This is a genomic window from Allobosea sp. RIT-PG3_2, from assembly GCF_057321085.1.
On record NZ_JBXWCA010000002.1, the window covers coordinates 747,448 to 773,410 of the forward strand.

Consider the following 25,963-nt stretch of genomic DNA (forward strand, 5'->3'; position numbering starts at 1 on the left):
GTGATGCCAAAGTTACCGTCAGGAGAGTTTCATGCGCCGTACGTGGCTATTGAGTTCCCTAGGCCTCTCGGTTCTCGCGGCGACGCCCGCCGTGTCCGAGGTGACTAAATTTGAAATCGTGTCACGCGGCCCGGCCTTCGAGGGCCGCAGCTTCGGAGCCGCCGGACCAGTCGAGATGATCGTCGGCAAGGCGACCTTCGCGGTTGACCCGATGAACATTACCAACCGCCATATCGTCGACCTCGAACGCGCGCCGCGCAACGCGCGCGGTCATGTCGAGGCAACCACCGATGTTGTCATCCTGCGGCCGCGCATCGCGACGGGCCCGATGCTGGTGGACCTTCCCAACCGTGGCGATGTCTTGCTCAATCGATGGCTTCACGACGCGACCGACGCGCCTCCCAGCGGCCCGGCCTCGACCGGATCGCAGCCGGTGCGGTCGTTGGGCGCGGTGTTCAGCAAGGCTTCGAATGGCGGCAGCGGCTTCTTGTTCGAAAACGGCATGACTGTTGTCGAAGTCGGCTGGCAGGGCGATGTTCCCACCGGCATCGGCCTGCAAGCTCCGGTGATCGAGGGCCTGACCGGCCCGTCGCGGGAAAGCTTCACCTTCGCCGGGGTCAACACTGTCCAGAAAGTCATTCTGAGCTATCCGGCCGCGGCGGGCGGCACGGGCACCATCACCGCGCGGACAACGCCAGACGCCGACGCCACCGCTGTGGACGGCCTGACCTATCGCCAGCTCGATCCCAGGACCATCGAGGTCACCCGCCCCGCCGGGATGGGCCAACGGACCGTCTACGAATTCAATTACATCGCCACCGATCCGGCTGTGATGGGCATGGGCTTCGCCGCGCTGCGCGATGTCGTGTCGTTCCTGAAGTTTGACAAAAGCGCATCCAACCCTCTAGCGCCCGACAGGCCCCCGCAGACAATCGGCTTCGGCATTTCTCAATCGGGCCGCGCCCTGCGCGACTTCCTGTATTTCGGGTTCAACGTCGACGAGCAGAACCGGCAGGTGTTCGATGGCATGATGCCCGTTGTGCCAGGTGCCCGTAAGAGCTTCACCAACGCCCGCTTCGCCCAGCCGAGCCGCAACCCGGGACCGTCGGCCGACCGCTTGTATCCCGTTGCGCAATTTCCGTTCGCGTACGAAACGAGCGTCGATCCGAGCACCGGCGCCCAAGACGGCCTCCTTAAGCAGTGCCGCGTGACCAGCACTTGCCCCAAGATTGTGCAAATCGATTCCGAATACGAGTTCTGGGCCTCGCAGGCGGGCCTGAACGTCACTGACGTTACTGGCAAGCCATTGGCCTTGCCCCCCGAGGTGCGCGCCTTCCTGATCGTTGGGGCTCCGCACTCAAGCTGGGGCGGTCGCGTCTCCCAACCGACGCCCGCCTGCAAGCTCGCCAGCAGTTCCGTTCAAGGTCCGCCTTTGATCCGTGCCCTCATCGTCTCGCTCAATCAGTGGCTCGGCGGAACTCCGCCGCCTGCCAGCCGCTACCCAACGTTGGAAGACGGCACTCTCGGCGCCGCGTCGAGCGCGTACCCCGGCAGCGATGCTCTGCCTTATCGAGGGCAGTACGCGCGAGCCTATAGGGTCGCTCAGACACCCACAGGCCCCGTCGTGGAGGGCACGTTCAACCTGATGGTTCCCCAGGCGGGTACCGACGGCAACTCACGCGGCGGCGTGAAGATGCCAATGGTCGCCGTACCCCGCGGCTCCTATACAGGCTGGAATCCGCTGAAGGGCGCCGAGGGACCGGAAGATCTATGCGAGGCACAAGGTAGTGCCGTGCCCTTCGCCGCCACCCGCGCCCAGAGAGCCGCAAACGATACCCGCCCAACGATCGAGGAACTGTACCACACGGAGGCCGACTATGTGGCCAAGGTGAAGGCTGCTGCCGACGAGCTCGTAGCCGCGCGGTTACTGCTCCCGGCTGATGCGGAGGCCGATGTCAAACTGGCCGAAGCCGGAAAGTTGGCAAGGCTCACGCCGCCCGCCAACTAGCGGACAGACACAGGAACGGTCGCGGGCGAAATCTGCCACGGCCCGCGACATCACATCGGACAATGACACGAGGCCAGGGATGACGCAGAATAATTCTCGCTCCGACAACACCGAAGCACTCGCCGTCGCCCTCGTTCGTGCGAACGCGGCCGGGATCGGCGTAGCGAGCGCCGGACTGCCCGTGCCGGAGCACGCGGACCAAGCCATGGAGGTTCAAGCGCTCGTCCAACGCCGTTTGGACCGGACCGTGCGCGGCTGGAAAGTGGCCCTGGGCCCGGAGAAACAGCCAATCGCCGCTCCGCTGCAGGATATGCACACCGCATACTCCGAGATCACCTTGTTTCCAAATTGTACGATCGAAGTCGAACTGGCGGTCCGTCTCGGGAGGAATTTACCAACGCGAGAGACCGGCTCTTACGATCGCTCCGATATCCTCGACGCGATCGAGAGCCTGGTTCTAGGTATTGAAGTGATCGGCGGGCGGTTTGAGGACCCGAAAAATGTGCCATTCTTATCATTTTTGGCAGATAATCTCGGAAATCGAGCTTACATCATTGGCGATAGTTTGCCACTCAATACACTTGAGCAGGTCGGGGAATTAAACTGTAAAGTATCTCTGAATGAACAGTCAATCTATCAAGCTCCCGCATCCCATCCTGCTGGAGATCCACTGTTGCCTCTACTGGCTTATGCAAACAGGCAAAGCGATTATCTTGGGGGATTGAAGGCAGGGCAGATCGTGACCACTGGGACCCTTTGTGGTGTTCTGCCGGTCCATGCCGCCGGACTTCTGACAGCTCAGCTGGATAAGGTCGGCCAAGTATCCGTTCGGTTCGCTATTTAGTGTCTAGTTCAGCTCCAGGTGCGATTTAATGAAGGCCCATTGTTCACTGGAGTAACGAGTTCGATCATTTCACGCCGATGGCGCTTGCCAACCCGATCGTCATCTTGAGCCCGATCTGCCACCGATATCGTGCCGACGAGGAGGCATCGTCTTGTACGCGCTCAACCTGCTGGAAGCCATTCTTCGAGGGTAACCTCGAAGGTCATGCAGATGGGATTTGCACCCGCTACAAACGGGCCGCCGGAGACGTTGCCGTCCGTATCAGCCACCACGCCCGTTAGCGATGCTCTCAAAGAGCCGTCGTTCTGAGACCTTACCTCTCCCGCGAGGCTGACGATTTCGACGGCCGGCCCGTGGATATGCAGGTAACTTCCATCGCGACTGACCAAGCAGGCATCGACAAGGCTGCCAAGAGCTCCACGGACGAAGGCATTGCGAAAACCTTCGGCCAGGCAAAGCTTTTCGATGCCCTGTACGAGATCTTCGTTGGGAGCGATCCGGGCATACGCCACGCGTCCCATCGTTCCGGTTTCGACGACGGCTGAGCTAGACATGATGCTCGTCCCGGTATGGCTGGAGGAGCGGAATGTTCGTTTCGGGATCGTACATCTGGCGTAGTTCGAAGCCGTCCAGCGACGTCACCAGTACAGAGATGGCGGTTGGACCGACGATGCATCTGTCAGTCAGGAGATGGCCGCCCTTCACGATGCCGTCTTCGGTCCGTAGCGTAGCGTGGCAATGCACGAGGGGAACTCCCTCGGAACTCCTGCCCAGCGTTGCGTTTCCGAAGATCAAGGTGGCACGGCCCGCATCGATTGGCGCCGTATAGGCAATAACGGCCCTGCCCTTCGGATCAGGCGGAGCGACGCAATATTGAAGCTCCCTGAAGAACCCACCCAATATGGTGGTTGAGGCGTTCGTCACACCCACCTCGGCGAGCGGCTTCACCAGGCCGTCAAACAGACTAACGCCCGGCTGAAGCAGGAGCCGGAAATGTCTCCCTGCCTCTGCGCTCAGACTGAGAATCCGGTGCGGGCGAGGGCGACCCGGATGGATAAGCGTTCGAGGCCGCGGCGCCCGCGCCAGAAGGTCCATGCTCATGAGGCGCTGACCTGAAGCGAGCCGTGCGTCACCCTCTCGATTCCAGGCATGCGGCTGATGCGCTCAATGAAGGTCGAAACGGAAAGCTGGCCCGCCGGGAGAAATTGAACACTGATCCGGGCAGACTCTCCGGCCTCTGCTTCCACGGAAGCTCGGCGAAGTTGGAATCCCAGGTTCCGCAAGGAGTCCAGCACGCGCGGCAGATCATTCAGCGGGTCGCTTGAAGCGAACTCAGCACGGTACATCAGCAGCCCTCCCAAGGCTGCTGGATCATAGCCCTGTCGAAACAAAACATGTTTCGGATCAGCCGGGGTCTTCAACCAATTTTCAAAAGAAAATTTTGAGATAAAGTCTCATTACAATATCATTGTCGGCATATGCCGAAGAGTGCCGATACCCGGTTCGGTATTGGAGTGAGGGTTTGAAAGTGGCGCGTCAGATTGATTCCATCGACCGGAAGATCCTCAAGGAGCTCCTGGGAAACGCCCGGCTGACGAGCACACAGCTCTCCGAGAAGGTCAATTTATCGGCTAGTCAGTGCTGGCAGCGCGTAAAGCGGCTGGAGGACGACGGGTTTATCCAGGGCTATGCCGCTATCCTGGACCAGTCCCTGCTCGGACTGTCCGAGACCGTCATCATAGAGGTGAACCTGGAGCACCATGACGATGACGTGTTGGCGCGCTTCGGAGCCGCGCTCGCCGAATTTCCGGAGGTGTTGGAGGCGTATCTTCTGACCGGCGAGTACGACTACTTCATCAAAGTCGCCGTCAGTGGAACGGCTGGCTATGAGGAGTTCCTGCGCAACAAGCTCTATAAAGTGCCGGGCGTACGACATACGCGGTCGTGCTTTGCGCTGCGCTGTCTAAAGCGCAGCCTGTCGGTGGTGCCTGAAGCGAGATAAGGCCGTTCGGGGTGGCCGGGCGGCCATATGTTCCAGCGGCCGCCCGAGCCTGAGATCATTCCGCTATTGGCCTTCAGCGGCAAAAAAAGCCAAGAGCTTGTCGGCGAGGATCTGGGGCTGCTCTTCCGGAATCCAGTGGCCGCATTGCTCGATCACGCCCCCTCGGACATTGACGGCCAAGCGGTCCAGGGACGCCTTGACTTCAAGTCCGCGCCCCCAGCTATCGGCTCCGCCCAGGGCCAGAACCGGCATCGGCAGCTTGAGATTCTCGGCCGCCGCCGCATTGTCCGCGATGTCCTGAGGAAGCGCCCGATATAGGCTGAAACCCGCTTTCATGGCGCCGGGCTTCCGGTAGCAGCGCAAATATTCCGCGACGTCCTCCTCGGGAATGACGCCGGGGCGATGGCCGTAGTTGTCATAGAACCAGCGAAGATAGACATCTTCGCGTCCTTCGACGAGCCGCTCGGGCAGATCCATGGTCTGATGAAAAGCGTGGTGCCAGCGCTTCCCGCCTTGGCTGATATTCGGGCTGCCGTCGCCGGGAATGGCAACATCAAGGATCGTGAGCGTACGAATGGCGTCCGGGTGTTGCACAGCGGTCGCGTAGGCGACGGGGCCTCCCCAATCATGTCCGACGAGATGAAATTGCGAATACCCAAGAACGTTATGCATCAGCCCCCAGATATCGCCGGCCATGGTGCGCTTGTCGAAGCCGGTGCCGGGGCCGATTGAATCGCCAAGGCCTCGCAAGTCGGGAGCAATAACTCGGTATTGACCGCCCAGGAGGCGCATGACATGGCGCCATGCGAACCAGGTTTGTGGCCAGCCGTGGATCAATGCGACCGGATCGCCTTGGCCGTAAGACACATAGTGAAGGTCGACCTCGCCGACCTGCGCCCGGTGATGCTCGAAGTCCATGGTCGTTTCTCCTCGGCTAGTTTTTCTTTGTGATGTCGCTGAACTGCTGCGCCGCGTGATTGAGAGAGAGCTATCGCGGAAGCTTCGACCTTCGACCGCTGTCTCCGACCGCCTTCGGTTTGGCTGCTTCGGTCACGCGCTGGCGGCGACGAGAGCTGCCCTGATCATGAAAGCGACGTAGCTTCTCCTGGACCCTATGCGCCTCCTCTTGGAGGAGCTTAGCGATTTCCTGCTGTCTGGTGGGCCCGAGGCGAGATTCGATGGCTGCTATGCTTAAGGCTCCGACCGGAGCGTCATCATCCGGCCCCCGCACCACGACTCCGACGCCCCAGGAGCCGGCGACCACGAGTCCCTCGTTTACGGCGTAGCCGCGCTCGCGGGTTTCGCCGACAAGCCGCCAGATCAACGCACGATTGAAGGCGGGGTACCGACCTGAAAGGGCAGGGAAGTTGGCATCGATCGCCTCGTCGATGGCGTCATCCGGCATGGCCGCGAGCAGCGCCAGGCTTCCGGCTCCGACACCGAGAGGGTAGCGATCGCCGGCATTGAGTGCCTGGGTCCGAATTGGAAAGGCTCCTTCCTCTCGGTGAAGGCAAACCGACAGGGAGCCGCGCGGAACCGAGAAGAACGCCGAATCCTCCGTCACCGTGGCCAGGCGGGAGAGGGAGTCGAGGGCCTGCTTGTGCGCCCCGAACCGAGAGCTGGCGAGCGCACCTAGCAGAAAGGCCTCCACCCCGAGGTGGAAGGCCTTTGTTCGCGCGTCCTGCTCAACCAGGCCCTCCCCAACAAGCGCCTGCACGAGGCGGGACACGGTAGGTTGCTTGAGCTCGGTGCTGGCCACCAGCTGGCTCAGCCGTACGCCCTCGTCTCCCGCCGAAGCTATCCGGCGCAATAGATCGAAAACCCGCTCGATGCTCTGCGTCCCGGAAGGGCCACCTGGTTGAACTGGAGAAGCCATTTTTCAATCCATAATATGGATGAATATCTCTTGAGTTTTAGGGGTGAAATCCGGTCTTGACAAGAGGTATTGAACTTGCCCAATCTAATAAACGCCAAATGCAATCCATATTGTGGATGTAATCAATCGACGACTTTACGATCGATAATGAAAACAGCCTGGCACGCTGCACCGCGTCGGACGACGCGATTGGGAGGATATGAGATGAAACGACGCGCGTTGCTGAAGACGGCTGCGGTCGGAGCCGTTGCCGCGGCCTTCCCGAAACCCGCCCTTGCCCAGTCCATGCCTGAGATTAAGTGGCGCCTGACAACAGCCGTTCCGAAGTCATTGGAGACGCTTCACGGCGGCTCTGTGCGCATCGCCAAGAACGTCGCAGAAGCGACCGACGGCCGCTTTCAGATCCAGGTTTTCTCAGCCGGCGAAATCGTTCCAGGTCTTCAAACGCTTGACGCGGTGTCGACGGGCACGGTGGAGCTCGGCCACACCTTCACGTCCTATAGCGTCGGCAAGGATCCGACCTTTGTTTTCGGGACGGTACTGCCGTTCGGCCTAAATCCGCGGCAGACGCAAGCATGGCTGACCCATGGCGGCGGAAACGAGCTCGTGAACGACTTTCTGGCCGGGCATAACCTGTACTCGATGCCAGCGGGGAACACCGGCGTGCAGATGGGGGGCTGGTTCCGGAAGGAGATCAAGACGCCTGCAGATATGAATGGCCTGAAGTTCCGCATTTCTGGCTTGGGTGGTCGCATACTGGCGAAACTGGGAGTAGTTCCGCAGCAGTTGGCCGCCGGCGATGTCTATCCCGCTCTAGAAAGAGGAACCCTCGACGCCGCTGAATTCTCCAGCCCCATCGATGACGAGAAGCTCGGGTTCCAGAACGTCGCAAAATACTACCATTTCCCCGGCTGGTGGGATTGCGGCACGAATTTTTCGCTACTCGTCAATCTGGACAAGTGGCGGCAGCTGCCGCCCGTCTACCAGAAGGTCCTCCAGCAGGCCTCGGCCGAAGTCGGCAGCTGGATGCTGTCCAAATACGACGACGGAAATCCGGCTGCTCTCCGCCGCTTGCTCTCGGCGGGGACGCAGCTGCGAGCTTTTCCGCGAAGCGTGCTGGAAGCTAGCTTCAACGCCTCCCAGGAAGTCTATGCCGAGATCGCCGCGACCAATCCGGGCTTCAAGAAGATCCTCGATTCCTACGTGGCCTATCGCAGGGAGCAGTACCTGTGGTGGCAGGTCGCCGAGTATCCCCAGGATACCATCATGCTGCAGCTCCGCGATCGCCTTTGACGACTTGGCCGTCTCGCCCGTGCGGGCGGGACGGCTCCCCTAGCCGATAAGGCGTGGGGGATTTTGAGCGCCTGTCGGCCGGTTCGCTGAGGACCGGGCAGAATGAGCAATGGAAAGAATCCGCCATGACCCGCGCCTGCATCGTCGGATACTCGCACTCGCCTTTCGGCAAACTGGAGGATCCGGATACAGAATCCTTGATCTCACGCGTCGCCGGCGCGGCTTTGGAGAATGCGGGGGTCGCCGCTGAGCAGGTGGACGGCATCTATGTCGGCGTTATGAACTCCGGCTTCCAGAAGCAGGACTTTCAAGGTGGCCTGGTCGGGGTCATCGACGAGCGTCTGGCCTATGTTCCAGCGACCCGTGTTGAGAATGCCTGCGCGACCGGCTCGGCAGCCATCTACAACGCATTGGACTTCGTCGAGTCCGGTCGAGGAAAGGTCGCGCTGGTCGTTGGCGTCGAGAAGATGACGGCGAAGCCGACGGCCGAGGTCGGCGACATCCTGCTGAACGCCTCCTACCGCAAAGAGGAAGCCGATATCGAGGGCGGTTTCGCGGGCGTCTTCGGTACCATCGCCAACTCGTATTTTCAGCGCTACGGAGATCGATCGGCCGATCTCGCGATGATTGCGGCGAAAAACCACCGCAACGGAGTGGCAAACCCGTACGCCCAGATGCGCAAGGATCTGGGGTTCGAATTCTGCAACACCGTTTCCGAGAAGAATCCGTTGGTGGCCGGGCCGCTGCGGCGCACAGATTGTTCTCTAGTGTCTGATGGTGCGGCCGCGCTCGTGATTGCATCCGAGGATGTGGCGCGGGATCTTCCTCGCGCCATCGCGTTCCGAGCTCGTTCCCATCGCAACGACATCATGCCGCTCTCCCGTCGCGATTCGACGGCCTTTGAAGGTGCGCGGCGCGCCTGGGCGGCGGCACTGTCTGATGCCAGAATGTCGATCTTCGACCTCGATCTCGTCGAGACGCATGACTGCTTCACGATCGCGGAACTGATCGAATACGAAGCCATGGGCCTGGCGGCGCCCGGCCAAGGCTTCAAAGTCGTCCGCGAAGGCATCGCACAGAAGGACGGGCGCTTGCCAGTCAATGCGTCCGGAGGCCTCAAGGCGAAGGGACATCCTGTTGGCGCAACAGGCGTATCGATGCACGTGCTGTGCTCGATGCAGCTCCTCGGCGAGGCAGGCGGCATGCAAATCCAGAACGCAGAGACGGCCGCCGTCTTCAACATGGGTGGTGCGGCTGTGGCGAACTACGTCTCCGTGCTGGAGCGCCTGAAATGAGTTCGCTGACTCCGCATGGTGGCGTCGCTCCCTGCAGCAAACGGGTCATGAATCTCGCGAATTTTCTCGCTCAGGCCGCCCGCCGGTATCCCGATGAGATCGGCTTCGTCCAGGGAGAAAGCCGGACGACTTGGTCTGTTCTCTATGCCCGCGTTCAGGCGATGGCCGGGGCGCTACTGGCCAGAGGTGTCTCCAAGGGCGACCGCGTTCTGGTTCAGTCGAAGAACTGCCAGCAGCTCTTCGAATCGATGTTCGCGTGTTTCCATACCGGCGCCGTCTGGGTCCCGACCAACTATAGGCAGACGCCGGCGGAAGTTGCCTATCTCGCTCAAGCGTCGGGCGCGTCCGTGATGATCTGTCACTCGGACTTTCCAGAGCACGTGATTGCGGCGAGAGCCCAGGCCCCAGCAATCCAGCATGTGATCTCGATTGGCGGCGCTCCTTTCGGCGAAGACTACGACGCCCTGGTGGTGGAGCACGCGAGCGCGGGCACTTCGCTTACGAGCGTCGAGCACGACGATCCATGCTGGTTCTTCTTTACGTCCGGCACGACGGGTCGTCCGAAGGCCGCTGTGTTGACGCACGGCCAGATGGGTTTCGTGGTTACGAACCATTTGTGCGACCTCATGCCTAGCACGACCCATCACGACGCTTCGCTCGTCGTCGCGCCTCTGTCCCATGGCGCGGGTATCCATCAGCTCGTGCAGACCGTACGAGCGGTGAAGACGGTCCTGCTGCCAACCGAAAAATTCGATGTTGAAGAGGCATGGCGGCTCGTCGAGCAATGGCGCGTGAGCAACATGTTCACCGTCCCTACCATCCTGAAGATGTTGGTCGAGCACCCTTCGGTGGACAATTTCGATCGTTCCTCGCTGCGGCATGTGATCTACGCCGGCGCGCCCATGTACCGCGAAGACCAGAAACGGGCTCTCGCCAAACTCGGCCCCGTGCTGGTGCAGTATTTTGGCCTCGGAGAGGTGACGGGAAATATCACGGTACTGCCACCGGAGTTGCACGAGCCGGACGACGCAGGGGCGACCCGGATCGGCACCTGCGGCTATGAACGCACGGGCATGCAGGTCCAAATCCAGGACGACCAGGGCAACGAGGTGGCTGCCGGCGAGACCGGCGAAATCTGTGTCTGCGGCCTGGCTGTGTTCGCGGGGTACTACAACAACCCCGAGGCCAATGCGAAATCGTTCAGGAACGGCTGGTTTCGCACCGGCGATCTCGGACACGTCGACGAGCGCGGGTTTCTCTATATCACCGGCCGCGCCTCCGACATGTACATCTCCGGCGGCTCCAACGTGTATCCGCGGGAGATCGAGGAGCAGATCCTTCAGCATCCCGATATGGTCGAGGTTGCGATCGTCGGTGTCCCGGATCGCACATGGGGCGAGGTGGGCGTCGCCGTCTGTGTCGCCAAGCCGGGGACAGATCCAAGCGAGCGCGATCTCCTGGAATTTCTCGACGGCCGCATCGCCAAATACAAGACGCCCAAGCGGGTCGTTTTCTGGGACGCGTTGCCCAAATCCGCCTACGGCAAAATCACCAAGAAAATGGTCCTTGAGGAACTCAAGGCACGCGAGGCTGCCGGCGAGCCTGCGAACGAACCGCTTCTCGAAAAAGTTTGACCTGCCGAACGGTTTTCGCCGCGCGCGCGGTTGCGTTGCGGGACTCGATGGCGAGCTGCAAGGTTAGAGGACAACATGGATCGCAGCATTGTTGCTATCACGGGCGGAGCGTCCGGGATTGGCTTTGCCGCCGCGCAGTCGGCGATTGCTAAGGGTTGGAAGGTCGCCATTGCCGATCGAGATCCCAAAGCGCTGGCGGCCGCGGAAGCGCTTTTGGGAGAGCAGGCCTCATTCACGGTCGTCGACGTGACCGATGAAGCGGCCACAGAAGCCTGGCTGAGAGATGCCGCGGTTGGCGCGCGTTTGATCGGGGCGATCGCTTCAGCGGGCATCGGTGCTGACGTGCCGGCGCTCGAAACGTCCGTCGAGTTGTTCCAGCGGATCCACGCGATCAACGTCCTAGGGACGTTCATCACCGCCCGTGCGGCGGCCCGTATCATGGTTGAAGCCGGCGGTGGCTCGATCGTCGCGATCGCCTCGGTTTCCGGTTTGCGCGGCTCCAAGGGAAGGGCGGCCTATGGCTCGTCAAAGGCCGCCGTCATCAACCTGGCGCAGGCGCTAGCCGTTGATCTCGCCAAGCAGAATATCCGGGTGAATGCCGTTTGCCCCGGCCCCGTCGAGACGCCGATGGTGGCGAACATGCACGATGCGGCAACGCGCGAACACTGGACCCGCCATGTTCCGATGCGTCGTTACGGGACGCCGGAGGAGATCGCCTCGCTCGTGGCCTTCCTGATCGATCAGAACCAATCGGCTTACCTGACGGGCCAGGCCATCGCCGTCGACGGCGGGTATGCCGGCGCCGGGATGACGGCACTCGACAGCTAGGCACTGCCGGCAGTGTCGGAGGAATGGTTATTTGCGAAGGTGAGCGATGTCTGAGCGTATGAGGGGCAAGCGTGTCTTGGTGACGGGAGCGGGGTCGAGCGGGGAAGGGTGGGGCAACGGCAAGGCCGCCGCCGTTCTCTATGCCCGTGAAGGGGCGCGGGTCTTTGCGGTTGATCGCTCGATCGAGGCGGCCCGGCAAACCCAGGACATCATCGAGGGGGAAGGCGGTACCTGTATCGCTTTTGCCGCCGACGTCGCCGACGGCAAGCAATGCGAGGCGATGATCGAGCGCTGCGTAGAAGCCTTTGGTGGGATCGACACGCTTCACAATAATGTTGGCATTGCTGAAACAGGTGGTCCCGTGGAGGCCAGTGAAGAGAGCTGGAACCGCGTCATCGCGGTCAACCAGACAAGCGTTTTCCTGACCTGCAAATACGCCATTCCCCAAATGCTGCGCCAGGGCGGTGGAAGCATCGTGAATATCGCTTCGATCGCGGGAATTCGGTGGATTGGCTTTCCCTATGCGGCCTATTCGGCTTCCAAGGCGGGCGTCATCGCCCTCACTCAGAACATCGCGATCCAATATGCCGGCCGTGGGATCCGCGCGAACTGCGTTTTGCCGGGGCTGATGAACACTCCCATGATCAAGGCGCCCCTCGTTGAGAGCTACGGGGGAGATATCGACGAGATGATTGCGAAGCGCGACAGCGTCTCTCCGACAGGGAAAATGGGCGACGCCTGGGACACCGCTTATGCCGCGCTCTTTCTGGCTTCCGACGAAGCCCGGTACGTAAACGGACTTCAACTCGTCGTCGACGGCGGTCTGACGGTGCGATGCGCATGACCCCGTCGGAGAGACCACGCGGCCTATGTCCACGGCTGTTCAGAATCGAGAGGTGCAGTGTTCCTCACGAGTTCGCACGCCCTCAATATCATTGATCCCGAACTGGCACTTCTCGGGTGACCGCACCACTGCCGGTGGCAGCCAGAAGGAACCGCAAAGATGAGGAAACGCGCGCCACACAATCGGCGATCTTGGCTCTTCGTTCCTGGATCCGAGCGCGGAAAGCTCGACCAGGCGCCGGCATCCGACGCAGACGTTCTGATCCAGGAGTTGGAGGACTTTACGCCGCCTGAGCGGCGGCCAGAGGCGCGAGCTCTGGCTCCGGCCACGCTGCAGCAATGGCGGAGTTCATCGCGTGTGTCGGCGGTTCGCATCAATCCGATCGAGGACTGCGGCATGATCGACCTTGAAGCGATCATGCCGGGTCGACCCGATGTGGTGATGATGGCCATGGTCGAGTCCGTCGACCAGGTTCGTGCATTGGATCGCGAGATTACTCGCCACGAGCAGCAAGTCGGCATTCCGATCGGATCGACCGAAATCGTGCCCAACATCGAAACGGCGAGAGCGCTGGTCAGAACTGGCGAGATCGCGGCTGCTTCAGCCCGAGTCACCGGCCTCTTGTTGGCGACGGAAGATATGGTTGCCGATCTGGGTGGCGAGAGAACGCCGGAGGGGCGCGAGCTCTCTTATGTCCGCTCTCGCTTTTTGGTCGAGTGTGTAGCAGCAGGGGTGGTGGCGATCGATTGCCCCTATACCTACAGCAATCCCTCCCACCTCGAGGCCGATATCTCCTATGCGCGCTCGCTCGGCTACAAGGCCAAGAGCGTCGTGAATACCGATCAGGTCGAGGCGATCAACCGGCTGCTGACGCCCTCCGGTAAGGAGGTCTCGCAGGCCCGCGCACTGGTCAGCGCTTTTGAAATAGCCCGTGGCCGCGGTCTCGATCGCGCCGAGGTCGACGGCCTCATGGTCGAGGTACCGACCTATCGAGCGGCCAAGCGGCTGATCCAGCGACATCAGGAACTGCTCGGCTGAGAACCGAGCTCGCTGCGCTGCGATCCTTTGAGAAACCTCAGGAACTACCGGTTGGTGTGACTATGAACGCCCTTGTCGATCTTTTTCCTGGATTTGAGACATCGACCTTCGATACGCTCGCGGGTCCACTTTTTGTGCGCGCAGGCGGATGCGGACCTGCTCTGCTACTCCTCCATGGCTTTCCGCAGACGGGTGAGATGTGGCACCGGCTGGCGCCGGCCTTGGCCCAATCCTATCGCGTCGTCATCCCGGATTTGCCGGGCTATGGGAGGAGCGCGGCTCCGCCGCCCAGAGAGGACCACTGGCCATACTCGAAGCGGGCGATGGCCGATGCAATGAAATCGCTCATGGACGGTCTGGGCCATGAGAAGTTCTTTATCGCCGCGCATGATCGCGGAGCTCGCGTGGCGTATCGCCTCGCCCTGGATTACCCGGCTAGCGTCGTTCAGTTCGCGGCGCTTGACATCGTGCCTACGCTCTCGATGTGGGACGGAATTGACCGCGCCACGGCGCTTCTGGTGTATCACTGGACTTTCCTGGCCCAACCGCACCCGTTTCCAGAACGGATGATCGGCAACGACCCACAGGCCTTTCTCGAATGGACCTTGGCGAGTTGGACCGCCTCGAAAGATCTCTCGGCTTTCGACCCCAGGGCGCTTGCGCACTACCGAGCGAGCTTTTCCAAAGCACAACAGATCCTAGCGGCCTGTGAGGATTACCGCGCGGGTGCATCCACTGATGTGGATCACGACCTCGCGGATCTGAACGAGGGCCGCACCATTGCCTGCCCCGTTCTGGCGGTTTGGGCCGACAATGGCATTCCCAGCCGCGGTTCGAGCCCCCTCGACGCCTGGCGTCGCTTTGCCGGGCAGCTTCAGGGCGTTGCGATTCCGGGCGGTCATTTCCTCTGCGAGGAGTCCCCCGCGGAAGTGCTGAAAGAGCTGGAGCGGTTCTTTGGCTGCCCTGAACGCGGGGCAGTCAACGCCCAAGCATGACTACGAGGGCCGGACCATCCGCCGGCTCCAAATAACTTGGATCAAGAGAATCCGGTCGGGTGTGGATCCTTTGGGAGGAACCATGAATACGTTCTTGAAAGTCGCCAGGGTCATCGACTCGCTAAACGGCTTCATCGGCAGGAAGACTGCCTGGCTGATCCTGTTCGCGGTCATCGTGGCAACCGTCAACGCCATCATCCGGAAGCTCTTCAACGTTTCGTCGAACGCCTGGCTAGAGCTGCAGTGGATGCTCTTCGGCGCCGTCTTCCTGATGTGCGCCTCCTGGACGATGCAGGTGAAGGAGCACATCCGCATCGACATCGTGAACAGCATGCTGCCGCAGCGCGCCCGCCAGTGGATCGAGCTGCTCGGCCACCTGCTCTTCCTGATGCCGTTCTGCCTGCTGATCGTCTACCATTCCTGGCCGTTCTTCTGGCGGTCCTACGCCATCAACGAGCAATCGCTCTCGGCTGGCGGCCTGCCGCAATGGCCGGCCAAGGGGCTCGTCGTGGTCGGCTTCGTGATGCTGACCTTCCAGGGCATCTCCGAGATCATCAAGATGATCGCGATCATGCGCGGCGACTTGGAAGATGCCGAGATGGCTCTCGGCCATGCCGCGGCGGCCGAGGCGGAAGCCCAGCGCCTGCTCGACCAAGCCAAGGAACAGGGCCTCGCCTCGTGAGCGGCCCGCAAGAAGTCCGGAACCGTCCCATGCACGCTCATCGCCTTCCGCGCGTCGCCGGCCTGCTGCTCGCGCTCACCGTCGTCGCCTTCTTCGGCCTTCATACCGGCGACGCTCTCGCGGCGGGCGGCGGTGTCGGCGATTTCCTGCGCGTCAACATGGCGCCGGTGATGTTCGCCGCGCTCGTCGTCTTCCTGCTGCTCGGCTATCCCGTCGCCTTCGCGCTGGCCGCCAACGGCCTGCTCTTCGCGCTGATCGGCATCGAGCTCGGCCTGTTCCAGGAAAACTTCCTGCAGGCCCTGCCTGAGCGCATCTACGGCACGATGAACAACGACGTGCTGCTGGCCGTGCCGTTCTTCACCTTCATGGGCCTGATTCTCGAACGCTCCGGCATGGCGGAGGACCTGCTCGACACCATCGGCCAGCTCTTCGGGCCGATCCGCGGCGGCCTCGCCTATGCGGTGATCTTCGTCGGCGCCCTGCTCGCCGCGACCACCGGCGTCGTCGCGGCCTCGGTGATCTCGATGGGCCTGATCTCGCTGCCGATCATGCTGCGCTACGGCTATGATCGGCGCCTCGCCTCCGGCGTCATCGCGGCGTCCGGCACGCTCGCGCAGATCATCCCGCCCTCGCTTGTCCTGATCGTGCTCGCCGACCAACTCGGCCGTTCGGTTGGCGACATGTACGAGGGCGCTTTCATTCCCGGCCTCGTCCTCTCGGCGATGTATGCAGGCTATGTCTTTCTCGTCACCATGGTCTACCCCAACCGCGCGCCCGGCCTGCCTCCGGAGGCGCAGACCCTGCGTGACGCCGACGGCCAGACGCGGCGCCTTTCGCTGCTCGTCGTTTCAGTGATCTCGCTGGCGCTGGCCTATGCCTATATGAAGCTCTTCACCACGCTGAAGGCCGGGGCGGATTTCGTGGTGCTGACGATGTCGCTGATGGTGGCGATCGCCTTCGTCATCGCGTTGCTCAACAAGCTCCTGCGCCTGAATCTGCTCTCGCGAATGACGGAGCAGGTCATCTTCGTGATGGTGCCGCCGCTAGCGCTGATCTTCCTGGTCCTCGGCACGATCTTCATCGGCGTCGCCACGCCGACGGAAGGCGGCGCGATGGGCGCCGCCGGCGCGATCCTGCTCGCCTATGGCAAGAAGCGCATGACCTTCGAACTGCTCCGGCAGGCGACGGAATCGACCGCCAAGCTCTCGGCCTTCGTGCTCTTCATCCTGGTCGGCGCGCGCGTGTTCTCGCTGACCTTCTACGGCGTCAACGGCCATCTCTGGGTCGAGCATCTGCTGGTCGGCCTGCCCGGCGGCGCGACGGGCTTCTTGATCGTCGTCAACGTGATGGTCTTCCTGCTCGCCTTCTTCCTCGACTTTTTCGAGCTGGCCTTCATCATCGTGCCGCTGCTCGGTCCCGCCGCGGAGAAGCTCGGCATCGACCTGATCTGGTTCGGCGTCATCCTCGGCGTGAACATGCAGACCTCCTTCATGCATCCGCCCTTCGGCTTCGCGCTGTTCTTCCTGCGCTCGGTCGCGCCGAAGAACGCCTACCGGGACAAGGTCACCGGCCGGATGATGGAACCGGTCACCACCGGCCAGATCTACTGGGGTGCGGTGCCCTTCGTGGTGATCCAGTGCATCATGGTCGCGCTCGTCGTGATCTTCCCGAGCATGGTGATGCACTACAAGGCCTCGGCCGTGCAGCTCGACCAGAAGGCGATCGACAAGCAGTTCGACTCGATCCAGATCCCAGGCCTTGGCGGGCCGGGCGGATTGCCGGGCGGCCTCGACTTCAATGCGCCGCCCTCGATCGGTGCGCCGCCCAAGCCGTAAGGGGACGATCTTCAGGATGAAGTGGCTGGCGGCGCGCGGCGCCGCGGCGGGAGTGTTCCTGACACGGGCAGCGGCCTTGGCGGGCTTCGATGTTCACTAAGGTTTGGGTCGCTAGAGTTTAGGCTCGAACCGCCAGATGCTCCGCATGCGCTTGGCCAAGCAGAACGAGTCGAGCCTTCTGAACGAACGGCGGCGTGGGCGGCACCTGCGAAAGCAGGGCCGTACGTCCGAATCGTCTGAGTTCTCGGATATGGCATTTCTAAGCAGCCGGGCGGCGGTCTTCTCTCTACTCGCTTCGCTGGGCCCGCAAACTGTAGGGCACGACAAACCTATTGTCGTGGTCGACGCGGATCGACCTTCCCGCCGGCGGAAATGCTCGCTGCGTGCAGTTGTCGCGCTCGCAGAGGCGACAGCTAGTGCCGATCAGAGCGATCTGTTTGGGGTTCGTCGTATCCAAATCGTCCGCGTAGACGACCTGGTCAGCATCCCGAAGCTCGCAGCCCAGCCCGATGGCGTAGCGTCGTCTTGGAGCCGAATGGCCTATTCCGGCCTTGGTGATGGCTTGGGCCAGAGACAGATAACGAACTCCCTCTGGCATTTCCGCAATCTGGACGGAAATCCGATCAGGTGCTTCGAATGCCTCGTGCACATTCCAAAGCGGGCAGGCTCCCCCGTATCGGGCGAAGCGAAGCCGCGTCGCACTGTGCCGCTTCGTGATGTTGCCTGCCCGGTCCACACGCAGAAAGTAGAATGGGATTCCTTGCGCTTGCGGACGCTGAAGGGTCGATAGCCGATGGCCGACCTGTTCGAGACTGGCTCCAAATAGCTGGGTCAGCACGCTGAGATCGTGCCGGTGTGTGCGGGCCGCTGCCAGAAAGTCCCCGTATGGAAGAAGAACGGCCCCGGCGAAATAATTGGCCAGCGCGATTTCACACACGGCGTTGGCGTCGGGGCTGCGGAAGGCTGCCTGCCTGACGACATCCGCGATCTTGTCGTCCGCCTCCAAAATCGCGAGTTGATGAGCGAGCGCAAAGGTTTGACTGGAGCGTTCTGCGTAACCGTCAATCGTTATGGTCCTGGACGAGCGATCCACTCGGCGGAGCGCTCGCTCGCCTGAAAGATTGCGGTCGAACCCGACGCTGAGGTTGTGGCGATTTGCCAGGCGTTCAATGAGCGCTTCACTCAGGAGCGCGGGATCCGCCCGCAGCTCGGCGCGCAGGCGTTCTCCCTGTAGATCAAGAGGGTCGACATAGTTTCCGATGCGATGGAAGAAATCGCGGACCTCGTCATAGGGAAATGACAGGCTCGCGCCCGGCTTTTCCTGCTCGGACGAGAGAAGCGTGCCATCGAGAGCCTGATACTTGTCTTCGATCGCACGGTAGGCCGCCTGCAAATGCACGACGGCCCGCGCGATACCCGGAGCGTATTGGATCGTCGCCTTGAGCTCGGTCTGGCCTATGGGAATGGGAGCGAGGATTGGCTCAGCCACTGCATCACGGAGGTCGACCAAGAGACGATGCTCGTCGTTCTCCGAGAACGTCGAGACGTCGACTTTGAAAACGCGCGCGAGTTCGATGAGCACTGCAGCGCTCAGCGGCCGCTGCCCGTGCTCAATCTGGTTGAGATAGCCCGCCGATATGCCCAGCTTCTTGGCAACTTCGCCTTGAGCCCAGCCAAACTCCTCCCGAAGACGCCTGACGACGGGACCTGCAAATAACTTTCTTCGCATGTTCTGCTAAATTTGCCCGATTAGCTTTTTAGCAGTTTGACACCAATTTTGGAGATCGAAAAGACGCATTGGCCTATGGAGCCTGTGACCCTGAATTCGCCGCGGCGGGCCCGTTCCATGCGCACTATCCTCGAACAGCTCGAATCGCGCCGCGAGGGCGCCCGCAAGGGCGGCGGCGAGCGGCGCATCGAGGCGCAGCACAAGCGCGGCAAGCTGACGGCGCGCGAGCGCATCGAATTGCTGCTCGACAAGGACTCCTTCGAGGAGTTCGACATGTTCGTGCAGCACCGTGCCGTCGATTTCGGCATGGACAAGGCCGAGAAGATCCCTGGCGACGGCGTCGTCACCGGCTGGGGCACGGTCAACGGCCGCACCGTCTTCGTCTTCTCCAAGGACTTCACCGTCTTCGGCGGCTCGCTCTCCGAGACCCACGCCCAGAAGATCACCAAGATCCAGGACATGGCGCTGAAGATGCGCGCGCCGATCGTCGGCCTGTTCGATGCCGGCGGCGCCCGCATCCAGGAGGGCGTCGCGGCGCTGGGCGGCTACGGCGAGGTCTTCAAGCGGAACGTGCAGGCTTCCGGCGTCATCCCGCAGATCTCGGTGATCATGGGTCCCTGCGCCGGTGGCGACGTCTATTCCCCGGCGATGACCGACTTCATCTTCATGGTCCGCGACACCAGCTACATGTTCGTCACCGGCCCGGAGGTGGTGAAGACCGTCACCAACGAGACCGTGACCTCCGAGGAGCTCGGCGGCGCCAAGGTCCATACCTCTAAATCCTCGGTCGCCGACGGCTCCTTCGAGAACGATGTCGAGGCGCTGCTGCAGGTGCGCCGCCTGCTCGATTTCCTTCCCGCCAATAACACGGCGGGCGTGCCGGAATGGCCGTCCTTCGACGTACCGGATCGCGTCGACATGAGCCTCGACACGCTCGTGCCCGACAATCCGAACAAGCCCTACGACATCAAGGAACTGATCCTGAAGACGGTCGACGAGGGCGACTTCTTCGAGATCCAGCAGGCTTACGCCGGCAATATCGTTACCGGCTTCGGCCGCATCGAGGGCCGCACGGTCGGCATCGTCGCCAACCAGCCGATGGTTCTGGCCGGCGTGCTCGACTCCGACGCCTCGCGCAAGGCCGCCCGCTTCGTGCGCTATTGCGACGCTTTCGAGATCCCGATCGTCTCGCTCGTCGACGTTCCCGGCTTCCTGCCCGGCACGGCGCAGGAATATGGCGGCCTGATCAAGCACGGCGCCAAGCTGCTCTTCGCCTATTCGGAATGCACCGTACCGCTGGTCACGATCATCACGCGCAAGGCCTTCGGCGGCGCCTATGACGTGATGGCCTCCAAGCATATTGGCGCCGACGTGAACTATGCCTGGCCGACGGCGCAGATCGCGGTGATGGGCGCCAAGGGCGCGGTCGAGATCATCTTCCGCGGCGGCGATGCGGAGACCATCGCGCGCCAGACCAAGGAATACGAGGACCGCTTCATGTCGCCCTTCGTCGCGGCCGAGCGCGGCTATATCGACGAAGTCATCATGCCGCACTCGACCCGGCGCCGCATCGCTCGCGCGCTCGCCATGCTCAGGACCAAGAGCGTCGAGCGTCCCTGGCGCAAGCACGACAACATCCCGCTCTGAGATGAGGCAGCCGATGACCGCTCGTCACCCCATGCCTGAGGCGAATGTCCAAAACCTGGCGAAGAGGCTGATCGAGGTGGTCGACCGAGCATCGGACCCACGTCAGACCGCAGAGATGCTCGATGAAGTGTCCGAGCTCCTCTGGCTCGCGAGCGGCTTGGATCCCGAGGCTGAGAGTCAGATGAGCCGATCGCGCTACCTCTCCCGGACCCCGCATGGCGACGAGCCGAGTGAGACCTCTTGTTGATTTCCCCAGTTGAAGAAGACCAGCGCATGTTCTCGAAGATCCTGATCGCGAACCGCGGCGAGATCGCCTGCCGTGTCATCAAGACGGCGCGGCGGATGGGCATTAAGACGGTCGCCGTCTATTCCGACGCGGATCGCGATGCGCTGCATGTCGAGATGGCCGACGAGGCCGTTCATATCGGCGCCGCGCCCGCCGCCCAGTCCTACCTGCTGATCGACAAGATCATCGATGCCTGCAAGGCCACCGGGGCTGAAGCGGTCCATCCCGGCTACGGCTTCCTGTCCGAGCGCGAGGCCTTCGCCCAGGCCCTCAAGGATAACGGCATCGTCTTCATCGGGCCCAATCCCGGCGCCATCGCCGCGATGGGCGACAAGATCGAGTCGAAGAAGGCCGCGGCCGCGGCCAAGGTCTCGACCGTTCCCGGCTTCCTCGGCATCATCGAGAGCCCCGAGCATGCGGTGACCATCGCCGACGAGATCGGCTATCCCGTGATGATCAAGGCCTCGGCCGGTGGTGGCGGCAAGGGCATGCGCATCGCCCATTCTTCGGGCGAAGTAGCTGAAGGTTTCGCCCGCGCCAAGTCGGAAGCCGCGTCCTCCTTCGGAGACGATCGCGTCTTCGTCGAGAAGTTCATCGTCGATCCCCGCCATATCGAGATCCAGGTTCTCGGCGACAAGCACGGCAACGTCATCTATCTCGGCGAGCGCGAATGCTCGATCCAGCGCCGCAACCAGAAGGTTCTGGAGGAGGCGCCGTCGCCGCTGCTCGACGAAGCCACCCGCAAGAAGATGGGCGAGCAGGCCGTCGCGCTGGCCAAGGCCGTGAACTACGACTCGGCCGGCACGGTCGAATTCGTCGCCGGGCAGGACAAGTCGTTCTACTTCCTGGAGATGAACACCCGCCTGCAGGTCGAGCACCCGGTGACCGAGATGATCACCGGCATCGACCTCGTTGAGCAGATGATCCGGGTGGCCTATGGCGAGAAGCTTGCGATCACGCAGGCGGAGGTGAAGCTAGACGGCTGGGCGGTCGAGAGCCGCGTCTATGCCGAGGACCCGACCCGCAATTTTCTGCCCTCGACCGGGCGGCTTGTGACCTATCGGCCGCCGAGCGAGGGGCCGGACGGCGAGGCGATGGTGCGCAACGATACGGGCGTCTTCGAGGGCGGCGAGATCTCGATCTACTACGACCCGATGATCGCGAAGCTCGTGACCCATGCCCCGACGCGCGAGGCGGCGATCAAGGCGCAGGCGCGTGCGCTCGATGCCTTCGCCATCGACGGCATCCGCCACAATATCCCCTTCGTCGCGGCGGTGATGCAGCATCCGCGCTGGATCGCCGGCAATCTCTCGACCGGCTTCATCGCCGAGGAGTTCCCTGAGGGCTTCTCGCTGCCGGCGCCGCAGGGGGAAACCGCACAGCGCATGGCGGCGATCGCGATCGCCTGCGACCACAAGCTCAACCAGCGCAAGCGCCATGTTTCGGCGCAGATGGAGGGCTGGCGCAGGGTCTCCTTCGATCGGCAGCGCATCGTCCAGCTCGGCGCGGAGCGTTTCGAGGGAGAGGTGACCGAACAGGGCGGGGCGGTGCTCATCGCCTTCCCGGGCCGCAGCGTCAGCGTGGTCAGCGACTGGGTCCCGGGCGAGCCGGTCTGGCACGGCACGCTCGACGGGGTGAAGGTCGCGGCGCAGGTCCGGCCGATCCTGAACGGCGTCGCGCTCGGCCATGCCGGCGCCTATGCCAACGCGCATGTCTATACGCAGCGCGAGGCGGAGCTCGCTGCGCTGATGCCCGAGAAGGAGGCGGCCGATACCGGCAAGTTCCTGCTCTGCCCGATGCCGGGCCTGGTCAAGTCGATCGCTGTCGCGGTCGGGCAGGAGGTCAAGGCCGGCGAGCCGCTGGCCATGGTCGAGGCGATGAAGATGGAAAACGTGCTGCGCGCCGAGAAGGATGTCACCATCGCCAAGATCCTGGCGAAGGAGGGCGACTCGCTCGCCGTCGATGCCGTGATCATGGAATTCGTGTGAGGCGCATGGAATCCTCGCGAGAAGCCCACGGGCGTGCATCTTGTTCGAATTCTGAGGGTTCCGCTTGCGGAAGTTCGTAGAATGCCCTGTGCCGCAACTTGGGGTGCCTCCGGTCGGCCGATCAATGGTGACACCGCGGAATTCAACTCGGATCTGCACGCCGATTATCTTGAAGCCGGCTTTGCTGAACGCCTGTCGAGCTTGAGCAAAGCACATCGCGATATCCTGTCGCTGACAGCGCGAGGTTATCTCAACAAGGAAATCGCCTGGCTCCGAGGTTCCTCCGAAGCGACCATCAAAGCGCAGCAGCAGGAAATTCTGAGACGATTAGGATTGCGCTCCCGCACGCAGGCGGCAGTCCAGTACGCGATCTATCGCGAGCGAATGCGCGGTACGACGGGGCAATCGGCTGAGATGCGCTCGCGCCCCGGTTTCCTAAGCTTCAAACTTGGCCCCTGACCTCGGGCAACGTGCCGGAATGGCCAACGCCACGAAGACAGAATGCAACGATGGATTTCGCGTGGGCTTCGCGGTCGGCATCAGTTCGGCTGCCATCGAGCGCCAAAGGGCCGACCAGGCCTTCGAAAAGCGATCCTACGATGCATGCTGCCGATGCCTGAGCATCTTGCGCGGGAAACTCCTCTGCCCGAATGCCCTGGTCAATCACCGTCTCGAAGACGCGCGCCAGCTTGCGGCGATAGGTTAGACGCGCAGTTTCGATCTCTGGTTCAACGGGCTCCGCCACCAAGGCATGCGCGAGACGGTACCCCCTCAGCGCGCGGCTCGCGAAGATCCACGCCGCGGCCCAAAGACGCTCGGCAGCTGATCCATCGCTCACGGTCATTCCGGCTGCGGCGTCCACCTCGCGTTGGGACACGATGCCGACGACCTCGACCATGAGCTCGGCCTTCGACGAAAAGTTTCGATAGAGCGTCGCGAGGGCGACGCCAGCCTCCTCGGCCACCGCATTCATCTGGGATTCTCTGAAGCCCACCCTGGTCACGAGCTCGCGAGCGGCACGCAGGATGGCGAGGCGCTTCTCGTTGGCGGCTGGCCCGCTCCGGCGTTTTCGTCCGGCCTGGTTCGGAAGACTCATCCCGAAGTCGTCGTTCGGTTCAGCATCGAAGTCCCTGCCCTCAGGAGCCGCTACACCCGCGTTTCTATCGGCAGTTTCCTGCATAAGCCAACCTCTCGGCAAAAAAGCGATCTTGGGTGGCGACAAGCAAGGTAGGCGCTTGACAAAAGTAGAATTGAGATTCTACTTATCTTCAATCGAGAGAACATAAAGACCGCAAAAATGCGGCATACGGCAGGACGCCGTGAATTTGGGAGAGAATCATGATTATCAATTCATCGGGTTGAATCGACGTCAGGATGGGGCTTCCCGGTCGGGAGGCTGCCGACGCGCGCGATCGCCCAAGCTCCGTCGATTGGGCGCTTCAACAAAATGAAGATCACCGGGAGTGTCCGAGATGGCAGTCAATTACGCGTCAGCGCTCGTGCGCGTGAAGGAACTCGTCGAGCTTTACAGCGCGCCTGATTTGAGCGTGGCGGCGCAGCTTTGTGACAGCAGGCCGAGCGACGCTATCGCGTACAAGGTCATCTCGGGCGATCTCACGTCTTTCGATTTGACTTACGGGGATTTGCGCCGGCGCTCCGAGCAGTTCGCCGCCTCACTCCACGACCTTGGTGTCCGGCCCGGGGATCGCGTGGCGACGCTGATGGGCAAGAGTGTCGAATACCTCGTCACGCTCATGGGAATCTGGAGGCTCGGCGCCGTTCACGTACCGATTTTCACCGCCTTCGCCCCGCCGGCTATCGCGTTCAGGCTCAAGGGCAGTGAAGCAAAATTCGTGGTTTGCGACGAGTCGCAGCAGGCGAAGCTGTCGCCCGGTGAGGATATTCCCTTTCCATCTCCGTGGAAGATCATTTCGACAGCGCCGGTGGAAACCATCCCCGAGGGGGCGCTTCAGTTCTCGCAGGTTCTCGAAGCCTCACGCCCGGGTTTCAAAGCGGCAGCTCTGGGTGGTGATGCTCCGATCGTCCAGATCTTCACTTCAGGCACGACAGGCACGCCCAAGGGCGTCGCCGTGCCAGCCAGGGCCCTGGCCGGTTTTCAAGTATACGCCGAATACGGGCTAGGGCTCACAAGCGACGATCTCTACTGGTGCGCTGCAGATCCTGGTTGGGCCTATGGGCTGTATTTCGGCATCCTCGGGTCGTTCACGACCGGAGTGCCCAGCCTGCTGTTGCAGGCAAATTTCGACCCCGCCACCACCTTCGGAGTGCTGGCCAAGTTCGGTGTCACGAACTTCACGGCGGCGCCGACGGTCTATCGATCGCTTCGCGCTTACACCGGCAGCGTACCGTCGATCACCCAGCTGCGTTGCGCTTCCAGCGCCGGCGAGCCCCTTACCCCTGAGGTCAATGAATGGGCCAGCGGCGTCTTGGGCGTACCCGTCCATGACCACTTCGGTCAGACCGAGGCGGGCATGCTGCTCAACAACCATCACCATCCCGATCTCACCTGCGACCTCAAGCCCGGATCGATGGGCATACCTTTGCCCGGTTGGTCCGCTCTCGTCTTGAAGGAGCGTGATGACGAGCCCGCCGAGATCGGCGAACTCGGCCGCGTCGCAATCGAGCTGAAGGACAGTCCCCTCGCCTGGTTCAGCGGCTATCTGAACGACCCCAAGAAGAGCGCCGAAAAGTTCGCCGGAAATGGGCGCTGGTACCTGACCGGTGATGCCGGTCGGCGAGACGAGGACGGGTACTACTTCTTTTCGTCGCGCGACGACGACGTGATCATTATGGCCGGCTATCGCATCGGGCCCTTCGAAATCGAGTCTGTCATCGTGACCCATCCGGCGGTGACCGAATGCGCCGTCGTTGCTGTGCCGGATCCGACGCGTGGGGAGGTCCTAGAGGCCTATGTTGTCCTCAAGAGCGGCGAGACGCCATCCCCTGAGCTGACCAAGAATATCCAGAGCTGGGTCAAGGTGAAGTACGCGGCGCATGCATATCCGCGAGCCATTCACTACGTCGATACGCTTCCAAAGACGGCGAGCGGCAAAATCCAACGCTTCGTCCTGCGGCAGGAACGCCGAGCTCAACTAGCCACTGCCGCGGAGTGAACGGG

General features: G+C 62.1%; 23 protein-coding genes. 16 read left to right on the forward strand and 7 right to left on the reverse strand.

Annotated elements, in window-relative coordinates:
• Positions 1-31 precede the first annotated feature (31 nt).
• Positions 32-2,008, forward strand: a complete 1,977-nt coding sequence (locus AC2FAN_RS09090; protein WP_485173458.1) for an alpha/beta hydrolase domain-containing protein — start codon at positions 32-34, stop codon at positions 2,006-2,008.
• Positions 2,009-2,087: 79 nt separating this feature from the next.
• The gene (locus AC2FAN_RS09095; RefSeq protein WP_485173459.1) at positions 2,088-2,852 is read left to right on the forward strand and encodes a fumarylacetoacetate hydrolase family protein; all 765 of its coding nucleotides are present in this window, start codon (positions 2,088-2,090) and stop codon (positions 2,850-2,852) included.
• Between the two features lie 161 nt (positions 2,853-3,013).
• On the opposite strand, the gene AC2FAN_RS09100 is transcribed toward AC2FAN_RS09095, so the two are convergent.
• From AC2FAN_RS09100 to AC2FAN_RS09110, 3 genes are read right to left on the reverse strand one after another with little or no spacing between them, the layout of a single operon-like run.
• Entirely contained in the window at positions 3,014-3,406 is a 393-nt protein-coding gene (locus AC2FAN_RS09100) for a PPC domain-containing DNA-binding protein (RefSeq protein ID WP_485173460.1), read from the reverse strand.
• Positions 3,399-3,953 (reverse strand): PPC domain-containing DNA-binding protein, encoded by a 555-nt coding sequence (locus tag AC2FAN_RS09105; protein WP_485173461.1) that lies wholly within the window; start codon positions 3,951-3,953, stop codon positions 3,399-3,401. The genes AC2FAN_RS09100 and AC2FAN_RS09105 overlap by 8 nt, the downstream gene beginning before the upstream one ends.
• Complete coding sequence (locus AC2FAN_RS09110) at positions 3,950-4,273, reverse strand: hypothetical protein (RefSeq protein ID WP_485173462.1); 324 nt, start codon at positions 4,271-4,273, stop codon at positions 3,950-3,952. The genes AC2FAN_RS09105 and AC2FAN_RS09110 overlap by 4 nt, the downstream gene beginning before the upstream one ends.
• A 107-nt stretch (positions 4,274-4,380) precedes the next feature.
• Here AC2FAN_RS09110 and AC2FAN_RS09115 point away from each other — a divergent pair, with 107 nt between their 5' ends.
• Positions 4,381-4,854 (forward strand): Lrp/AsnC family transcriptional regulator, encoded by a 474-nt coding sequence (locus AC2FAN_RS09115; RefSeq protein WP_485173463.1) that lies wholly within the window; start codon positions 4,381-4,383, stop codon positions 4,852-4,854.
• 63 nt (positions 4,855-4,917) lie between these two features.
• Here the strand turns inward: AC2FAN_RS09115 and AC2FAN_RS09120 are convergent, their stop codons facing one another.
• Together AC2FAN_RS09120 and AC2FAN_RS09125 are read right to left on the reverse strand one after the other, a co-directional pair.
• Positions 4,918-5,772: an alpha/beta fold hydrolase gene (locus AC2FAN_RS09120; protein WP_485173464.1), complete on the reverse strand. Its 855-nt coding sequence runs from the start codon at positions 5,770-5,772 to the stop codon at positions 4,918-4,920.
• 70 nt (positions 5,773-5,842) lie between these two features.
• Positions 5,843-6,730 (reverse strand): IclR family transcriptional regulator, encoded by an 888-nt coding sequence (locus tag AC2FAN_RS09125; RefSeq protein WP_485173465.1) that lies wholly within the window; start codon positions 6,728-6,730, stop codon positions 5,843-5,845.
• Between the two features lie 204 nt (positions 6,731-6,934).
• On the opposite strand from AC2FAN_RS09125, the gene AC2FAN_RS09130 reads away from it, so the two are divergent.
• The 9 genes from AC2FAN_RS09130 to AC2FAN_RS09170 all read left to right on the forward strand — a co-directional run bounded on the left by AC2FAN_RS09130 (position 6,935) and on the right by AC2FAN_RS09170 (position 17,174).
• Positions 6,935-8,023 (forward strand): TRAP transporter substrate-binding protein, encoded by a 1,089-nt coding sequence (locus AC2FAN_RS09130; RefSeq protein WP_485173466.1) that lies wholly within the window; start codon positions 6,935-6,937, stop codon positions 8,021-8,023.
• Positions 8,024-8,148: 125 nt separating this feature from the next.
• Complete coding sequence (locus AC2FAN_RS09135) at positions 8,149-9,318, forward strand: acetyl-CoA acetyltransferase (RefSeq protein ID WP_485173744.1); 1,170 nt, start codon at positions 8,149-8,151, stop codon at positions 9,316-9,318.
• Complete coding sequence (locus AC2FAN_RS09140; protein ID WP_485173467.1) at positions 9,315-10,952, forward strand: acyl-CoA synthetase; 1,638 nt, start codon at positions 9,315-9,317, stop codon at positions 10,950-10,952. Before AC2FAN_RS09135 ends, AC2FAN_RS09140 begins: the two co-directional genes overlap by 4 nt.
• Before the next feature lie 75 nt (positions 10,953-11,027).
• Positions 11,028-11,780 (forward strand): SDR family NAD(P)-dependent oxidoreductase, encoded by a 753-nt coding sequence (locus tag AC2FAN_RS09145; protein WP_485173468.1) that lies wholly within the window; start codon positions 11,028-11,030, stop codon positions 11,778-11,780.
• Between the two features lie 46 nt (positions 11,781-11,826).
• The gene (locus AC2FAN_RS09150; protein ID WP_485173469.1) at positions 11,827-12,624 is read left to right on the forward strand and encodes an SDR family NAD(P)-dependent oxidoreductase; all 798 of its coding nucleotides are present in this window, start codon (positions 11,827-11,829) and stop codon (positions 12,622-12,624) included.
• A 159-nt stretch (positions 12,625-12,783) separates the two neighbouring features.
• Entirely contained in the window at positions 12,784-13,662 is an 879-nt protein-coding gene (locus AC2FAN_RS09155; RefSeq protein WP_485173470.1) for an HpcH/HpaI aldolase/citrate lyase family protein, read from the forward strand.
• Between the two features lie 62 nt (positions 13,663-13,724).
• The gene (locus AC2FAN_RS09160) at positions 13,725-14,657 is read left to right on the forward strand and encodes an alpha/beta fold hydrolase (RefSeq protein WP_485173471.1); all 933 of its coding nucleotides are present in this window, start codon (positions 13,725-13,727) and stop codon (positions 14,655-14,657) included.
• Positions 14,658-14,739: 82 nt separating this feature from the next.
• Entirely contained in the window at positions 14,740-15,339 is a 600-nt protein-coding gene (locus AC2FAN_RS09165) for a TRAP transporter small permease subunit (protein ID WP_485173472.1), read from the forward strand.
• A gap of 158 nt (positions 15,340-15,497) precedes the next feature.
• Positions 15,498-17,174, forward strand: coding sequence for a TRAP transporter large permease (locus AC2FAN_RS09170; protein ID WP_485173746.1), 1,677 nt, complete (start codon positions 15,498-15,500; stop codon positions 17,172-17,174).
• A 286-nt stretch (positions 17,175-17,460) separates the two neighbouring features.
• Here the strand turns inward: AC2FAN_RS09170 and AC2FAN_RS09175 are convergent, their stop codons facing one another.
• Positions 17,461-18,903, reverse strand: coding sequence for a helix-turn-helix domain-containing protein (locus AC2FAN_RS09175; protein WP_485173473.1), 1,443 nt, complete (start codon positions 18,901-18,903; stop codon positions 17,461-17,463).
• Positions 18,904-19,020: 117 nt separating this feature from the next.
• On the opposite strand from AC2FAN_RS09175, the gene AC2FAN_RS09180 reads away from it, so the two are divergent.
• The 3 genes from AC2FAN_RS09180 (at position 19,021) to AC2FAN_RS09190 (ending at position 23,283) form a co-directional block, all read left to right on the forward strand.
• On the forward strand, positions 19,021-20,550 hold the full coding sequence (locus tag AC2FAN_RS09180; protein ID WP_485173474.1) for an acyl-CoA carboxylase subunit beta: 1,530 nt from the start codon (positions 19,021-19,023) through the stop codon (positions 20,548-20,550).
• A gap of 273 nt (positions 20,551-20,823) precedes the next feature.
• Positions 20,824-22,824: an acetyl-CoA carboxylase biotin carboxylase subunit gene (locus AC2FAN_RS09185; protein ID WP_485173475.1), complete on the forward strand. Its 2,001-nt coding sequence runs from the start codon at positions 20,824-20,826 to the stop codon at positions 22,822-22,824.
• An 81-nt stretch (positions 22,825-22,905) separates the two neighbouring features.
• Entirely contained in the window at positions 22,906-23,283 is a 378-nt protein-coding gene (locus AC2FAN_RS09190; protein WP_485173476.1) for a helix-turn-helix domain-containing protein, read from the forward strand.
• On the opposite strand, the gene AC2FAN_RS09195 is transcribed toward AC2FAN_RS09190, so the two are convergent.
• Entirely contained in the window at positions 23,267-24,004 is a 738-nt protein-coding gene (locus AC2FAN_RS09195) for a TetR/AcrR family transcriptional regulator (RefSeq protein WP_485173477.1), read from the reverse strand. The genes AC2FAN_RS09190 and AC2FAN_RS09195 overlap by 17 nt on opposite strands.
• 292 nt (positions 24,005-24,296) lie before the next feature.
• Between AC2FAN_RS09195 and AC2FAN_RS09200 the strand changes: the two genes are divergently transcribed.
• The gene (locus tag AC2FAN_RS09200) at positions 24,297-25,958 is read left to right on the forward strand and encodes an AMP-binding protein (protein ID WP_485173478.1); all 1,662 of its coding nucleotides are present in this window, start codon (positions 24,297-24,299) and stop codon (positions 25,956-25,958) included.
• Positions 25,959-25,963: the final 5 nt, after the last annotated feature.

Excerpts from the sequence above, each read along its gene's own strand:
- AC2FAN_RS09170 (WP_485173746.1), top strand. The coding sequence starts at position 15,498 with ATGGCGCCGGTGATGTTCGCCGCGCTCGTCGTCTTCCTGCTGCTCGGC.
- AC2FAN_RS09130 (WP_485173466.1), top strand. The coding sequence starts at position 6,935 with ATGAAACGACGCGCGTTGCTGAAGACGGCTGCGGTCGGAGCCGTTGCC.
- AC2FAN_RS09150 (WP_485173469.1), top strand. The coding sequence starts at position 11,827 with ATGTCTGAGCGTATGAGGGGCAAGCGTGTCTTGGTGACGGGAGCGGGG.
- AC2FAN_RS09195 (WP_485173477.1), bottom strand. The coding sequence starts at position 24,004 with ATGCAGGAAACTGCCGATAGAAACGCGGGTGTAGCGGCTCCTGAGGGC.
- AC2FAN_RS09155 (WP_485173470.1), top strand. The coding sequence starts at position 12,784 with ATGAGGAAACGCGCGCCACACAATCGGCGATCTTGGCTCTTCGTTCCT.
- AC2FAN_RS09200 (WP_485173478.1), top strand. The coding sequence starts at position 24,297 with ATGGCAGTCAATTACGCGTCAGCGCTCGTGCGCGTGAAGGAACTCGTC.
- AC2FAN_RS09165 (WP_485173472.1), top strand. The coding sequence starts at position 14,740 with ATGAATACGTTCTTGAAAGTCGCCAGGGTCATCGACTCGCTAAACGGC.
- AC2FAN_RS09140 (WP_485173467.1), top strand. The coding sequence starts at position 9,315 with ATGAGTTCGCTGACTCCGCATGGTGGCGTCGCTCCCTGCAGCAAACGG.
- AC2FAN_RS09120 (WP_485173464.1), bottom strand. The coding sequence starts at position 5,772 with ATGGACTTCGAGCATCACCGGGCGCAGGTCGGCGAGGTCGACCTTCAC.
- AC2FAN_RS09190 (WP_485173476.1), top strand. The coding sequence starts at position 22,906 with ATGCCCTGTGCCGCAACTTGGGGTGCCTCCGGTCGGCCGATCAATGGT.
- AC2FAN_RS09100 (WP_485173460.1), bottom strand. The coding sequence starts at position 3,406 with ATGTCTAGCTCAGCCGTCGTCGAAACCGGAACGATGGGACGCGTGGCG.
- AC2FAN_RS09145 (WP_485173468.1), top strand. The coding sequence starts at position 11,028 with ATGGATCGCAGCATTGTTGCTATCACGGGCGGAGCGTCCGGGATTGGC.
- AC2FAN_RS09090 (WP_485173458.1), top strand. The coding sequence starts at position 32 with ATGCGCCGTACGTGGCTATTGAGTTCCCTAGGCCTCTCGGTTCTCGCG.
- AC2FAN_RS09125 (WP_485173465.1), bottom strand. The coding sequence starts at position 6,730 with ATGGCTTCTCCAGTTCAACCAGGTGGCCCTTCCGGGACGCAGAGCATC.
- AC2FAN_RS09095 (WP_485173459.1), top strand. The coding sequence starts at position 2,088 with ATGACGCAGAATAATTCTCGCTCCGACAACACCGAAGCACTCGCCGTC.
- AC2FAN_RS09135 (WP_485173744.1), top strand. The coding sequence starts at position 8,149 with ATGACCCGCGCCTGCATCGTCGGATACTCGCACTCGCCTTTCGGCAAA.
- AC2FAN_RS09180 (WP_485173474.1), top strand. The coding sequence starts at position 19,021 with ATGCGCACTATCCTCGAACAGCTCGAATCGCGCCGCGAGGGCGCCCGC.
- AC2FAN_RS09160 (WP_485173471.1), top strand. The coding sequence starts at position 13,725 with ATGAACGCCCTTGTCGATCTTTTTCCTGGATTTGAGACATCGACCTTC.
- AC2FAN_RS09185 (WP_485173475.1), top strand. The coding sequence starts at position 20,824 with ATGTTCTCGAAGATCCTGATCGCGAACCGCGGCGAGATCGCCTGCCGT.
- AC2FAN_RS09175 (WP_485173473.1), bottom strand. The coding sequence starts at position 18,903 with ATGCGAAGAAAGTTATTTGCAGGTCCCGTCGTCAGGCGTCTTCGGGAG.
- AC2FAN_RS09105 (WP_485173461.1), bottom strand. The coding sequence starts at position 3,953 with ATGAGCATGGACCTTCTGGCGCGGGCGCCGCGGCCTCGAACGCTTATC.